This window comes from Serratia sp. TSA_130.1 (assembly GCF_052691795.1).
Window position 1 is genome coordinate 498,598 of record NZ_JBQZFS010000003.1, and the last position, 13,456, is coordinate 512,053.

The following is a 13,456-nucleotide window of genomic DNA, read 5'->3' on the forward strand; positions in this document are numbered from 1 at the left end:
CTTCCCTCTGAAGAAAATTTATCTTATCCCCACTTTTTGTTCGTGAGCTGGTTGTCATCGTCGGGATGACGCGCCACCGGCTCACGTGTCGTTATTCTAGCCTTTCCAGGAAAATTATGAGCAAGAGCACCGCTGAGATCCGTCAAGCGTTTCTCGATTTCTTTCATAGTAAGGGTCATCAGGTTGTAGCAAGCAGCTCCCTGGTGCCTAACAATGATCCGACATTGCTGTTTACCAATGCCGGCATGAACCAATTTAAGGATGTTTTCCTGGGGCTCGACAAACGCGCCTATTCCCGCGCCACCACCTCGCAGCGCTGCGTGCGCGCAGGCGGCAAGCATAACGACCTGGAAAACGTCGGTTATACCGCTCGTCACCACACCTTCTTTGAAATGCTGGGCAACTTCAGCTTCGGCGATTACTTCAAGCACGATGCTATCAGCTACGCGTGGGAACTGCTGACCGGTGAAAACTGGTTCAACCTGCCGAAAGAGAGACTGTGGGTCACCGTGTATGAAACCGATGACGAAGCATTCGACATCTGGCAGAAGCAAATCGGCGTACCGGCCGAGCGCATTATCCGCATCGGCGATAACAAGGGCGCGCCTTTCGCTTCAGATAACTTCTGGCAGATGGGTGATACCGGCCCATGCGGCCCGTGCACCGAGATTTTCTACGATCACGGCGATCACATCTGGGGCGGCCCTCCGGGCAGCCCGGAAGAAGACGGCGACCGCTACATCGAGATCTGGAACATCGTTTTCATGCAGTTCAACCGTCAGTCCGACGGCACCATGCTGCCGCTGCCGAAGCCTTCGGTGGATACCGGTATGGGTCTGGAGCGTATCGCGGCGGTGTTGCAGCATGTGAACTCCAACTATGAGATCGATCTGTTCCGCACCCTGATCGCCGCCGTGGCGAAAGTGACCGGCGCGACCGATCTGGATAACAAATCCCTGCGCGTTATCGCCGACCACATTCGTTCCTGCGCCTTCCTGGTGTCGGACGGTGTGATCCCGTCTAACGAAAACCGCGGCTACGTGCTGCGCCGCATCATTCGTCGCGCGATCCGTCATGGCAACATGCTGGGCGCGAAAGACACCTTCTTCTACAAGCTGGTGGCGCCGCTGATCGAAGTGATGGGCCCGGCGGCCGACGAGCTGAAACGCCAGCAATCGCTGGTGGAGCAGGTGCTGAAAACCGAAGAAGAACAGTTTGCCCGCACGCTGGAGCGTGGCCTGGCGCTGTTGGACGAAGAGCTGGCCAAGCTGCAGGGCGATACCCTGGACGGCGAGACCGCTTTTCGTCTGTACGACACCTACGGCTTCCCGGTGGATCTGACCGCAGACGTCTGCCGCGAGCGCGGTCTGAAAGTCGACGAAGCGGGCTTTGAAGAAGCGATGGAAGCGCAGCGCCGCCGCGCGCGCGAATCCAGCGGTTTCGGCGCCGACTACAACAGCCTGATCCGTGTGGACGGCAGCAGCCAGTTCAGCGGCTATGATCATGACGAGCAGCAGGCGACGGTGATCGCGCTGTTCCGTGACGGCCAGCCGGTCGAGCAGATCAACGCCGGCGAAGAGGCGGTGGTGGTGCTGGACGAGACGCCGTTCTACGGTGAATCCGGCGGCCAGGTCGGCGATAAAGGCGTGCTGAAAGCCGCCGGCGCCGAGTTTGTGGTCAACGACACCCAGAAATACGGTCAGGCTATCGGCCATCAAGGCAAGCTGGCGCAAGGTTCGCTGAAGCTGAACGATCGCGTGGACGCGCAGATCGACACTGAGCGCCGCAACAGCATCCGTCTGAACCACTCCGCGACCCACCTGCTACACGCCGCGCTGCGCCAAACGTTGGGCGAGCACGTTGCGCAGAAAGGCTCTCTGGTTAACGACAAATACCTGCGCTTCGACTTCTCGCATTTTGAAGCGATGAAGCCGGAACAAATTCGTGCGGTGGAAGATCTGGTTAACCAGCAGGTGCGTCGTAACCTGCCGGTGCAGACCGAGCTGATGGCGTTGGAAGACGCGAAAGAGAAGGGCGCAATGGCGCTGTTCGGTGAGAAGTACGACGACAACGTGCGCGTGCTGACCATGGGCGACTTCTCCACCGAGCTGTGCGGCGGCACCCACGCCAGCCGCACCGGCGATATCGGCCTGTTCCGCATTCTGAGCGAATCGGGCACCGCGGCGGGCATCCGCCGTATTGAAGCGGTGACCGGCGCTGGCGCTATCGCTACGCTGCATCAGCAAAGCGATTTGTTGCAAGACGTTGCTCAATTGGTGAAGGGCGACAGCAACAACCTGACCGATAAAGTGCGCTCGGTGCTCGATCGCACGCGCGTGCTGGAAAAAGAACTGCAGCAACTGAAAGATCAGCAGGCGGCGCAGGAAAGCGCGTCGCTGTCCAGCCAGGCGAAAGTGGTTAACGGCGTGAAGCTGTTGGTCAGCCAGTTGGACAATGTCGAAGCCAAAATGCTGCGCACCATGGTGGATGACCTGAAAAATCAATTGGGTTCGGCCATTATCGTGTTGGCGACGACGGCTGATGACAAAGTCAGCCTGGTCGCAGGCGTGACCAAGGATCTGACTGACCGCGTGAAAGCCGGCGAGTTGATCGGCAACGTGGCGCAGCAGGTCGGCGGCAAGGGCGGTGGTCGCCCTGATATGGCGATGGCGGGGGGGACGGATATCAACGCCCTGCCAGCGGCGTTAAACAGCGTAGAAGCCTGGGTGGCCTCAAAGCTGTGAACATAAATAAATAGCACGGACAAACGCCATAATACTTTGTTGATTATGGCGTTTTCATACTGTGCTAACACAATTTAGTTACAATTGCGGGAACAAAGTTTTTCTGGTCGGCTAAACTTACCATTATCTGAGGTGGGACCAAGTCTGCTTACACTTATTGTGGATTGCGCGGCTTACGTTTTCACCACATATGATGGATAATGACGGGGAAACTGAGAGACCCGACTCTTTTAATCTTTCAAGGAGCAAAGAATGTTAATTCTGACTCGTCGAGTTGGTGAAACCCTCATGATTGGCGATGAGGTTACGGTCACTGTGCTAGGGGTAAAAGGCAACCAGGTGCGTATTGGTGTGAACGCCCCCAAAGAGGTTTCAGTTCACCGTGAAGAAATCTATCAGCGCATTCAGGCCGAGAAGTCTCAGCAGACGACTTACTGATTCCGAAGCAGCGTCTCGTTGCCAGACGAGACGCTACTGCATCGTTTTACCCACTTCTTTCGTTCTCCCCTCTCTTTTTCGTGATTATTTTCCCGGTTAGTTTCCTGCTTTATTGCTGCAGACGTTGCGGTTGCCTGTTGATAAAACGCCCTTTTTGCCGTGAAATCGCCCATGTTGGGTGCGAATTGTGCAAACGCGCATGAGTTGGGAAAAATTGTTTGACTTAAAAGTCGGAGAAAGTAATATGTGCGCCACGCAGTGCCGATGAGCTTCTCCAAAGCAAGTTAGGCACAATTCGAAAGAAGCGTATGGTGAGGTGGCCGAGAGGCTGAAGGCGCTCCCCTGCTAAGGGAGTATGCGGTCAAAAGCTGCATCCGGGGTTCGAATCCCCGCCTCACCGCCATTTGCATCCGTAGCTCAGCTGGATAGAGTACTCGGCTACGAACCGAGCGGTCGGAGGTTCGAATCCTCCCGGATGCACCATATTTTGCAGTATGGTGGGGTAGTAACAACGTACCATACGGTATCAAAAAAGAATTCCTGTGCATCCGTAGCTCAGCTGGATAGAGTACTCGGCTACGAACCGAGCGGTCGGAGGTTCGAATCCTCCCGGATGCACCATTCTTAATCTCACTCGTTGCGAAGAGCAATCTTCAAGCGGGTGGAAGAAAAGAAAGTGTTACCAGGGAGGATAACGTTGCTTAAGCAACGGCCCGCAGGGTAAGGCGCTAGCGCCGAATCATCCTCCCGGATGCACCATTCTTCAAGTCTGGCTTTATTAGCAAAGCCGGCACGCGGTAAAAATAGTAATGCATCCGTAGCTCAGCTGGATAGAGTACTCGGCTACGAACCGAGCGGTCGGAGGTTCGAATCCTCCCGGATGCACCATCTAAGAGAAGCCCGCCTTAGCGGGTTTTTGCTTTTCTGTTATTCGTGAAACAGGCAAGCGGCAAAAACAGTCATGCATCCGTAGCTCAGCTGGATAGAGTACTCGGCTACGAACCGAGCGGTCGGAGGTTCGAATCCTCCCGGATGCACCATGTTTAACCTCCCGTATCGCGAAGAGAAATCGTCATGCGGGTGGTAAAAAGAAAGTGTCCTTGGGGAGGATAACGTTGCTTTAGCAACGGCCCGCAGGGTGAGGCGTTGGCGCCGAATCATCCTCCCGGATGCACCATCTAAGAGAAACCCGCTTTGGCGGGTTTTTCGCTTTTCAGCATTTAGCCATTCTCTCTTCACCCCTTTCCTTCTTTGCATCCGATCGATCACAGCACATTCCGCTATGACGCAGTCAGCGACAACCCAACGGCTTTACGCTAAAGTAGTTTTCTTTCCTCAACGATCATGGAGTAACGATGTACGACCGCTACCAGGGTCTTATTTTCGACATGGACGGCACGATTCTGGACACTGAGCCAACGCACCGTAAAGCGTGGCGCGAAGTGCTGTCCCGTTATGGCATGACGTTTGATGAAGCGGCCATGGTGGCGCTGAGCGGTTCACCGACCTGGCGCATCGCTCAGGCGATTATCGCCAGCCATCAGGCCGATCTCGATCCCCATCACTTGGCGGCGGAGAAAACGCGCGCGGTGGAAGCGATGCTGCTGGATAGCGTGCGTCCATTGCCATTGATCGAGGTGGTGAAGTCCTATCACGGCCGCCGTCCGATGGCGGTCGGCACCGGCAGCGAGCACCGCATGGCGGAAATGCTGCTGCGTCATCTCGGCCTGTTCAACTGCTTCGACGCGATCGTCGGTGCGGACGATGTACAGCGCCATAAACCGGAGCCGGATACCTTCCTGCGCTGTGCCGAACTGATCGGCGTGCCGCCGGAAAAATGCGTGGTGTTTGAAGACGCCGAGTTTGGCATTCAGGCGGCGAAAAATGCCGGCATGGCTGTGGTAGACGTTCGTACGCTGTGAGTAGTACGCTAGCCGTAATATCGTTATTTGGCAGCAGCTTCCTCAGTGCGACGCTGCTGCCGGGAAATTCAGAAATCGTTCTGGTCGCCTTGCTGACCCAGAGTCGCGTCTCGCCGGAGTTGCTGGTGCTGGCCGCGACCCTGGGCAACACTCTTGGCGGGTTGACCAATGTCATTATCGGGCGCCTGTTACCGGCGTTGAAACCACAGCGGGGGCTGGCAACGGCGCTCGGGTGGCTGCAACGCTTTGGCCCGGCTGCGCTGTTGCTCAGCTGGGTGCCGGTGGTGGGCGATTTGTTGTGCGTGTTGGCAGGTTGGCTGCGCATGCCCTGGGGCTCTGTCGCGCTGTTTCTGTGTATCGGAAAGGCGCTGCGTTACATCGTTTTGGCTATGATAACGGTACAGGGCATCGCCTGGTGGCAGTAACCAAGTGAATATAACTCAATATTCTCTCGGATGCGGATTCAGTATGCTTACGAGTTATTGTTTTTAGAAGCGGGAGGTCAATTTGATCCCGGACGTATCACAGGCGCTTTCTTGGTTGGAAGCCCATCCCCAGGCATTAAAAGGCATTCGTCGCGGCATCGAGCGTGAAACGCTGCGAGTCACGCCGAACGGCACCTTGGCGACCACCGGGCATCCGGAAAAGCTGGGGGCGGCATTGACGCACCACTGGATCACCACGGATTTCGCCGAGGCGCTGTTAGAGTTCATTACGCCGGTTGATGACAATATCGATCACTTGCTGACGTTCCTGCGCGATATTCATCGCTACGTGGCGCGCAACATTGGCGATGAGCGCATGTGGCCGCTCAGCATGCCGTGCTTTATCGAAGCCGAGCAGGACATCGAGCTGGCGCAGTTCGGTTCGTCGAACATCGGCCGCATGAAGACGCTGTACCGTGAAGGGCTGAAGAATCGCTATGGCGCGCTGATGCAGACCATTTCCGGCGTGCACTACAACTTCTCGCTGCCGCTGGAATTTTGGCAGGCCTGGGCCGGCGTGCAGGACGCAGAAAGCGGTAAAGAGCAGATCTCGGCCGGTTATTTCCGCCTGATCCGCAACTATTACCGTTTCGGCTGGGTGATCCCGTATCTGTTCGGCGCATCGCCGGCCATTTGTTCTTCGTTCCTCAAAGGGCGCGAGACCAATCTGCCGTTCGAGCGCACCGAGCAGGGGATGTGCTACCTGCCGTACGCCACTTCGCTGCGCCTGAGCGACTTGGGTTATACCAATAAATCGCAGAGTAATCTGGGCATCACCTTCAACGATCTGCACACCTATGTGGCCGGTTTGAAGCGGGCGATCGCCACGCCTTCCGAAGAGTTCGCCAAGCTGGGCGTGAAAGAGGGCGATCGCTACCTGCAGCTGAACAGCAACGTTCTGCAAATCGAGAACGAGCTGTATGCGCCGATCCGGCCAAAGCGCGTGACCCAAAGCGGCGAGACGCCGTCGGACGCGCTGCTGCGCGGCGGTATCGAATACATTGAAGTGCGTTCGCTGGACATCAACCCATTCTCGCCGATCGGCGTGGATGCGGTGCAGGCGCGTTTCCTGGATCTGTTCCTGGTGTGGTGCGCGCTGGCGGATGCGCCGGAGATGAGCAGCGATGAGCTGCTGTGCACGCGCAAGAACTGGAACCGGGTGATCCTCGAAGGGCGCAAGCCGGGCCAGACCATCGGTATCGGCTGTGGCGCCAGCCATGAGCCGCTGGAGAAAGTCGGCAAGGCGCTGTTCGCCGATCTGCGTCGGGTGGCGGAAGTGCTGGACGGCGAAGCCGGCGATCGTCAATACCAGCAGGTGTGCGATGAGCTGGTCGCCGCGTTTGACGATCCTGAGCTGACCTTCTCCGCGCGCATTCTCAAGGCCATGAAGGCGGAAGGCACCGGGCGCGTCGGTTTGCAGCTGGCGGAGCAGTATCGCCAGACATTGCTGGAAGAACCGTTGGAAATCCTGAACGAAGCCGAGCTGGATAAAGAGCGAGAAGCCTCGTGGCAGCGTCAACGCGACATAGAAGCCAATGATACGCTAAGCTTTGAAGCGTTCCTGAAGCAAAACGGCGGAAGCTGAAAAAGAAAAAGGCCACATCAATGTGGCCAAATATGCATCTCTGATGACAGGGATGATGATAACAAATGCGCGTCTTTCACATACTCAGACTCGCAGGGTTGGAAAAGGTTTCCCGGTTAGGAAAAAAAGTTTCGAAATAAATGCTCTTTTACGAGGAGGTAGCGAAATGCCATTGCTGGATAGCTTTACCGTCGATCATACCCGTATGGCAGCTCCGGCTGTCCGCGTTGCAAAAACCATGAAAACGCCTCATGGCGATACCATCACGGTGTTTGATCTGCGCTTTTGCCGCCCGAACCTGGAAGTGATGCCCGAGCGCGGCATTCACACGCTGGAGCACCTGTTCGCCGGCTTTATGCGTGACCACCTGAACGGCCAGGGCGTGGAAATTATCGACATCTCCCCGATGGGCTGTCGCACCGGTTTCTACATGAGCCTGATCGGCGTGCCGGAAGAGCAGCGCGTTGCCGATGCCTGGAAAGCGGCGATGGCCGACGTGCTGAAAGTGACCGACCAGCGCAAGATCCCTGAGCTTAACGAGTACCAGTGCGGCACCTACCATATGCACTCGCTGGAAGAAGCGCAGGAAATCGCCAAGCACATTCTGGATCACGGCGTGGTGGTGAACCACAACGACGAGCTGGCGCTGCCGAAAGAGAAGCTGCAGGAACTGCATATCTAGTCGTGCGTGGCCCGCAAAATAAAAAAAGACGCGATTTCGCGTCTTTTTTACGTTCTGGCCGAGGACTAATGATGGCCGACGCTGGACTGCAGCGAGGTGATCGGCGTGACCCGCACCTGTTTAATCATGTTGCCCTGCACGTCGAGGATGTCGATATCGTAATGACCGATGCGCACCCGGGTGCCGATTTCGGGGATCTCTTCCAGCTCTTCCAGCAGCATGCCGTTGACGGTGCGAGCCTCGTTGGCCGGCAAGGTCCAGTTGAAGGCCTTGTTCAGCTCGCGCACGTTGGCGGTGCCGTCGATCAAGACCGAACCGTCGCTCTGCGGCGTGACTTCTTCCGCCAGCGTGGGTGACATCGAGGTGGTGAAATCGCCCACGATCTCCTCGAGGATGTCTTCCACCGTGACCAGGCCCTGAATGTCGCCGTACTCGTCGACCACGATGCCGACCTTCTCTTTGTTGCGCTGGAATTTCACCAGCTGCACGTTGAGCGGCGTGCCTTCCGGAACGAAATAGATCTCATCGGCGGCGCGCAGCAGGTTCTCTTTGTTGAACTCTTTTTTCTCGGTCATCAGGCGGTAGGCTTCGCGCACGCGCAGCATGCCGATCGCATCGTCCAGCGAGCTGCGATACAGCACGATGCGGCCGTGCGGCGAGTGGGTCAGCTGGCGCATGATCGACTTCCAGTCGTCGTTGACGTCGATGCCGACGATCTCGGTGCGCGGCACCATGATGTCGTTGACCGTCACCTTTTCCAGATCCAGCACCGAGATCAGCATGTCCTGATTGCGGCGGGAGATCTGCGACTGGGATTCGCGCACGATGGTACGCAGCTCATCCTTGCTGACGGCGTCGCTGATGCGCACGTTGGTGCGAATGCCGAACAGGCGCAAGGTCAGGCTGGTGATGCCGTTGAGCAGCCAGACCAGCGGGAACATCACCTTTTGCAACGGGGCCAGCAGGACGCTGCTGGGGAAGGCGATGCGTTCCGGATAGAGTGCGGCGAAGGTCTTCGGCAGCACTTCGGCGAACAGCAGCACGGCGAAAGTCAGTATGCCGGTCGCAATCGCCACGCCGAGATCGCCATACAGCCGCATGCCGACGATGGTCGCCAGCGCCGAAGCGAGGATGTTGACCAGGTTGTTGCCGATCAGCACCAGGCCGATCAGCCGATCCGGTTTTTGCAGCAGCTTCTCGACCCGACGCGCCGAGCGGTTGCCCTGTTTGGACAGGTGACGCAGGCGATAACGGTTGAGCGTCATCATGCCGGTTTCGGAGGCGGAGAAGTAAGCGGAGACCACGATCATGATCACCAGGATAATGATGAGGGTCCCCGTCGACACATGCTCCAATGCAGTATTCCTTATAGAGAGGGAGAATTGAGCCAGGCTGGCCTAGCGCACCATCACCTGCTGAATCAGACGGCTGCCGAAGTAGGCGAGCGTCAGCAGGAAGGCGCCGGCGAAGCTGAACCAGACGACGCGGCGGCCGCGCCAGCCCTCATGGTAGTGGCCCCACAACAGCACGATATACACGAACCAGGCCATGATCGACAGCACGGCTTTATGCACGTTCTCTTTGCTGAACAGATTATCCATGTACAGCAGGCCGGTGCACAGGGTGAGCGTCAGCAGCACCACGCCGATCTGGGTGATATGGAACATCTTGCGCTCAATGCTCATCAGCGGCGGCATGTCGGCGCTGAAGGTCAGCTTCTTGTTTTTCAACAGGTAGTCGAGCCAGGCGAGCTGCAAGGCATAGAGCGCGGCGATGATCAGGGTGGCGTAAGAGAACAGCGCCAGGCCGATATGCACCATCAGTTCCGGGCTGGCCTCCAGGTGAGTGATGAACTCGCCGGGCATAAAGCTGGCGAAGGCCAGGTTGATCATCGCAAAGCTGTAGACGATTGGCAGCAGGAACCAGCCGCGATCGCGCGAAGCGACGAAGGTCATCACCGAGCAGATGATCAGGCTGACGATGGAACCAATGTTCAGCAGGCTGAGATTCTGCCCGGCGCTGACGTCAAAGATGCGCTGCTGCAGCGCGATGGCGTGGCAAATCAGCGCCACCACCGCCGAGACGAGGGCAAGCCGACGGTATGCGCTGTTCTTCCGCAACAAACTGGGAATGATCAGTCCAAGGCTGAGCAGGTAGGCCATCAAAGCCACAATGGAGAAAACTGGCATAGCGTTTAATTTTGCTTCGGCGTGGTTAATTGGAGTGTCAGTATAACGTTGCGCGCGTTTCACTCCAACCTATCTCCAACGCTGAGGCAGAGATCCTGCTCGCTTCGTGTTATCATCGGCGCAATTGTGTCGCCGGAGCGGCCTGTCATTACACGTTGAGCATGAGACGATGTTTGAAAATTTAACCGATCGATTGTCGCGCACGTTGCGCAATATCAGCGGCCGCGGGCGGCTGACCGAAGAAAATATCAAGGAAACCCTGCGTGAAGTGCGTATGGCATTGCTGGAAGCGGACGTTGCGCTGCCGGTGGTGCGCGACTTCATCAACCGCGTAAAAGAGAGCGCGGTTGGCCATGAAGTCAACAAGAGCCTGACGCCGGGGCAGGAGTTCGTCAAGATCGTCAAGGGTGAGCTGATCGCCGCGATGGGCGAAGTCAACACCGAGCTGAATCTGGCGGCTCAGCCGCCGGCCGTGGTGCTGATGGCGGGCCTGCAGGGCGCCGGTAAAACCACCAGCGTCGGTAAGCTCGGCAAGTTCCTGAAAGAAAAACAGAAGAAGAAAGTGTTGGTGGTTTCCGCGGACGTTTATCGCCCGGCGGCGATCAAACAGCTGGAAACGCTGGCGGAAGGTGTCGGCATCGATTTCTTCCCGTCCGACGTCAAAGAAAAACCGATCGACATCGTCAACCGCGCGTTGCAGCAGGCCAAGCTGAAGTTCTATGACGTACTGATCGTCGATACCGCCGGCCGTCTGCACGTTGACGAAGCGATGATGGACGAGATCAAACAAGTGCACGCGGCCATCAAGCCGGTGGAAACCCTGTTCGTGGTCGACGCCATGACCGGCCAGGACGCCGCCAATACCGCCAAGGCGTTTAACGAAGCGCTGCCGCTGACCGGCGTGGTGCTGACCAAGGTCGACGGCGATGCGCGCGGCGGTGCGGCGTTGTCCATCCGCCACATCACCGGCAAGCCGATCAAGTTCCTCGGCGTCGGCGAGAAGACCGAAGCGCTGGAGCCGTTCTATCCGGATCGCGTGGCGTCACGCATCCTGGGCATGGGCGACGTGCTGTCGCTGATCGAAGATATCGAAAGCAAGGTCGACCGCGAGCAGGCGGAGAAACTGGCCAACAAGCTGAAGAAGGGCGACGGTTTCGATCTGACCGACTTCCTGGAGCAGCTCAAGCAGATGCGCAACATGGGCGGCATGGCCAATATGCTGAGCAAGCTGCCGGGCGCGGGCCAGCTGCCGGATAACGTCAAGTCGCAGATGGACGACAAAGTGTTGGTGCGCATGGAGGCGATCATCAACTCGATGACGCTGAAAGAGCGTGCCAAACCGGAAATCATCAAGGGCTCGCGCAAGCGCCGCATCGCGATGGGGGCCGGCATGCAGGTGCAGGACGTCAACCGCTTGCTGAAGCAGTTCGACGAAATGCAGCGTATGATGAAGAAGATGAAGAAAGGCGGTATGGCGAAGATGATGCGCGGCATGAAAGGTATGATGCCGCCGGGCTTCCCTGGCCGCTGACGGGCCTCCGCACGCCGAGTGCGGGCGCTTTCAGCATTCGCCGTTCGCGGTGAAAACCGCCCGAAATTTGACAGGCTGCAAAAGTTGTCCCCTGCGATCGACGCTTTAGATTGCTTTTTGCGCCAAAATGAGTAAAATTTTCGGGCTTTTTATATTGCAACCGGGCCCCGTCCCTCAATGGGGCCCGGCTGTTTTATTAACTAAAGAGGATGTTATGGTAACAATTCGTTTGGCACGTGGCGGCGCTAAAAAGCGTCCGTTCTATCAAGTAGTAGTGACCGACAGCCGCAACGCTCGTGATGGTCGTTTCATCGAGCGCGTAGGCTTCTTCAACCCGATCGCTTCCGGTCAGGCTGAAGCACTGCGTCTGGACCTGGACCGCATCGAGCACTGGGTTGGTCTGGGTGCAACCGTTTCTGATCGCGTTCACGCGCTGATCAAAGACGCTAAGAAAGCAGCTTAATCTGTCGCGGTGGTGGCAATGAGCAAGCAACTCAAACCGGTAGCGCCTAAGCAGCCGATTGTACTCGGTAAAATGGGGTCCGCTTACGGCATTCGTGGTTGGCTCAGAGTGTTTTCATCCACCGAGAACGCCGAAAGCATTTTTGACTATCAGCCGTGGTTTATCCAGCAGGCGGGTCAGTGGCAGCATATCGAGTTGGAAGACTGGAAGCGCCACAGTCAGGATCTGATCATCAAAGTCAAAGGCATTGACGATCGGGACGCGGCGAATCTGCTGACTAATCGCGAGATTATGGTGGATTCTGAGCAACTTCCTCCGCTGGAGGGTGACGATTACTACTGGAAAGACCTGATGGGCTGCCAGGTAGTCACCACCGCCGGCTACGAGCTGGGTAAAGTCATCGATATGATGGAAACCGGCTCGAACGATGTGATGGTTGTGAAAGCGAACCTGAAAGATGCGTTCGGCATGAAGGAGCGGTTGATTCCGTTTCTTCATGGGCAGGTTATCAAGAAAGTCGATCTCACTGCCCGCGTGATTGAGGCAGATTGGGATCCTGGTTTTTGACCCCCGGATCAAACGGTCGAAGCAAGTGGAATAACGGTAAGGGGATTGGCTTGTGTTCATCGGTATTGTAAGCCTGTTTCCTGAGATGTTCCGCGCTATCACCGATTACGGGGTGACTGGCCGGGCAGTAAAAAATGGCCTGCTGAGCGTGCAGTGTTGGAGTCCTCGCGACTTCACCTACGACCGGCATCGTACCGTGGACGATCGCCCTTACGGCGGCGGCCCGGGAATGCTGATGATGGTGCAACCTTTACGGGAAGCCATTCATGCGGCGAAAGCAGCGGCAGGCGAGGGAGCAAAGGTGATTTATCTGTCACCTCAGGGGCGCAAGCTGGATCAAACCGGCGTGTGCGAACTGGCGGCCAATCAGAAGATGATTCTGGTGTGCGGCCGTTACGAAGGGATAGACGAGCGCGTAATCCAAACCGAAATTGACGAAGAATGGTCAATCGGCGATTACGTTCTCAGCGGCGGGGAACTGCCGGCGATGACCCTGATTGATTCAGTCGCCCGTTTCATACCGGGTGTGCTGGGCCATCAGGCCTCAGCGGAGGAAGACTCCTTCGCCGACGGATTGCTGGACTGCCCGCACTATACCCGCCCCGAGGTGTTGGAAGGAATGGAAGTACCGTCGGTTCTGCTGTCGGGCAACCATGCCGAGATACGTCGCTGGCGCTTAAAGCAGTCGCTGGGCCGAACCTGGCTTAGAAGACCTGAACTTCTAGAAAGCCTAGCTCTGACTGACGAGCAAGCGGTGTTGCTGGCTGAGTTCCAACGGGAACATCAGACCAGGCAACAGGACTATGAAGGAAACGTCTGACATCAGACGGGACCGATATATCAGTTTACC

At 57.1% G+C, this 13,456-nt stretch carries 13 protein-coding genes and 5 tRNA genes; 15 read left to right on the forward strand and 3 right to left on the reverse strand.

Going from position 1 to position 13,456, the window contains the following annotated elements; all coding sequences use genetic code 11:
- Positions 1 to 23: 23 nt before the first annotated feature.
- On the reverse strand, positions 24 to 167 hold the full coding sequence (locus ACUTQY_RS15400; RefSeq protein ID WP_162180460.1) for a hypothetical protein: 144 nt from the start codon (positions 165 to 167) through the stop codon (positions 24 to 26).
- Between ACUTQY_RS15400 and alaS the strand changes: the two genes are divergently transcribed.
- From alaS to luxS, 11 genes are all read left to right on the forward strand, one after another.
- Complete coding sequence (gene alaS / locus ACUTQY_RS15405; RefSeq protein ID WP_033641907.1) at positions 117 to 2,744, forward strand: alanine--tRNA ligase; 2,628 nt, start codon at positions 117 to 119, stop codon at positions 2,742 to 2,744. The genes ACUTQY_RS15400 and alaS overlap by 51 nt on opposite strands.
- Positions 2,745 to 2,996: 252 nt before the next feature.
- The gene (gene csrA, locus ACUTQY_RS15410; protein ID WP_004091602.1) at positions 2,997 to 3,182 is read left to right on the forward strand and encodes a carbon storage regulator CsrA; all 186 of its coding nucleotides are present in this window, start codon (positions 2,997 to 2,999) and stop codon (positions 3,180 to 3,182) included.
- A 310-nt stretch (positions 3,183 to 3,492) separates the two neighbouring features.
- Positions 3,493 to 3,585 (forward strand) — tRNA-Ser (locus tag ACUTQY_RS15415).
- Positions 3,586 to 3,588: 3 nt separating this feature from the next.
- Positions 3,589 to 3,665: transfer RNA gene (locus ACUTQY_RS15420), tRNA-Arg, on the forward strand.
- Positions 3,666 to 3,726: 61 nt separating this feature from the next.
- Positions 3,727 to 3,803: transfer RNA gene (locus ACUTQY_RS15425), tRNA-Arg, on the forward strand.
- Positions 3,804 to 3,993: 190 nt separating this feature from the next.
- Positions 3,994 to 4,070, forward strand: a tRNA-Arg gene (locus ACUTQY_RS15430).
- Positions 4,071 to 4,145: 75 nt separating this feature from the next.
- A tRNA-Arg gene (locus tag ACUTQY_RS15435) sits at positions 4,146 to 4,222 on the forward strand.
- A 315-nt stretch (positions 4,223 to 4,537) separates the two neighbouring features.
- Positions 4,538 to 5,104: a fructose-1-phosphate/6-phosphogluconate phosphatase gene (yqaB, locus tag ACUTQY_RS15440; protein WP_033641908.1), complete on the forward strand. Its 567-nt coding sequence runs from the start codon at positions 4,538 to 4,540 to the stop codon at positions 5,102 to 5,104.
- Positions 5,101 to 5,529, forward strand: coding sequence for a YqaA family protein (locus ACUTQY_RS15445; RefSeq protein ID WP_004932520.1), 429 nt, complete (start codon positions 5,101 to 5,103; stop codon positions 5,527 to 5,529). The genes yqaB and ACUTQY_RS15445 overlap by 4 nt, the downstream gene beginning before the upstream one ends.
- Positions 5,530 to 5,611: 82 nt before the next feature.
- On the forward strand, positions 5,612 to 7,174 hold the full coding sequence (gshA, locus tag ACUTQY_RS15450; protein WP_046688257.1) for a glutamate--cysteine ligase: 1,563 nt from the start codon (positions 5,612 to 5,614) through the stop codon (positions 7,172 to 7,174).
- 166 nt (positions 7,175 to 7,340) lie between these two features.
- Positions 7,341 to 7,856, forward strand: a complete 516-nt coding sequence (gene luxS, locus ACUTQY_RS15455) for an S-ribosylhomocysteine lyase (RefSeq protein ID WP_033641910.1) — start codon at positions 7,341 to 7,343, stop codon at positions 7,854 to 7,856.
- Positions 7,857 to 7,921: 65 nt separating this feature from the next.
- Here luxS and ACUTQY_RS15460 read toward each other — a convergent pair whose 3' ends face one another.
- The gene (locus ACUTQY_RS15460; RefSeq protein WP_016929024.1) at positions 7,922 to 9,211 is read right to left on the reverse strand and encodes an HlyC/CorC family transporter; all 1,290 of its coding nucleotides are present in this window, start codon (positions 9,209 to 9,211) and stop codon (positions 7,922 to 7,924) included.
- A gap of 42 nt (positions 9,212 to 9,253) precedes the next feature.
- Positions 9,254 to 10,045 (reverse strand): cytochrome C assembly family protein, encoded by a 792-nt coding sequence (locus ACUTQY_RS15465; RefSeq protein ID WP_004932506.1) that lies wholly within the window; start codon positions 10,043 to 10,045, stop codon positions 9,254 to 9,256.
- 169 nt (positions 10,046 to 10,214) lie between these two features.
- Here ACUTQY_RS15465 and ffh point away from each other — a divergent pair, with 169 nt between their 5' ends.
- The 4 genes from ffh (at position 10,215) to trmD (ending at position 13,426) form a co-directional block, all read left to right on the forward strand.
- Positions 10,215 to 11,576 (forward strand): signal recognition particle protein, encoded by a 1,362-nt coding sequence (gene ffh / locus ACUTQY_RS15470; protein ID WP_004932504.1) that lies wholly within the window; start codon positions 10,215 to 10,217, stop codon positions 11,574 to 11,576.
- Positions 11,577 to 11,790: 214 nt separating this feature from the next.
- On the forward strand, positions 11,791 to 12,039 hold the full coding sequence (gene rpsP, locus ACUTQY_RS15475) for a 30S ribosomal protein S16 (RefSeq protein WP_004932501.1): 249 nt from the start codon (positions 11,791 to 11,793) through the stop codon (positions 12,037 to 12,039).
- Positions 12,040 to 12,057: 18 nt separating this feature from the next.
- Positions 12,058 to 12,606 carry a ribosome maturation factor RimM gene (gene rimM, locus ACUTQY_RS15480; RefSeq protein WP_019455135.1) on the forward strand — a complete coding sequence of 183 codons (549 nt, stop codon included), beginning with the start codon at positions 12,058 to 12,060 and terminating at the stop codon, positions 12,604 to 12,606.
- Positions 12,607 to 12,658: 52 nt separating this feature from the next.
- Positions 12,659 to 13,426 carry a tRNA (guanosine(37)-N1)-methyltransferase TrmD gene (gene trmD / locus ACUTQY_RS15485; protein WP_046688258.1) on the forward strand — a complete coding sequence of 256 codons (768 nt, stop codon included), beginning with the start codon at positions 12,659 to 12,661 and terminating at the stop codon, positions 13,424 to 13,426.
- Positions 13,427 to 13,456: the final 30 nt, after the last annotated feature.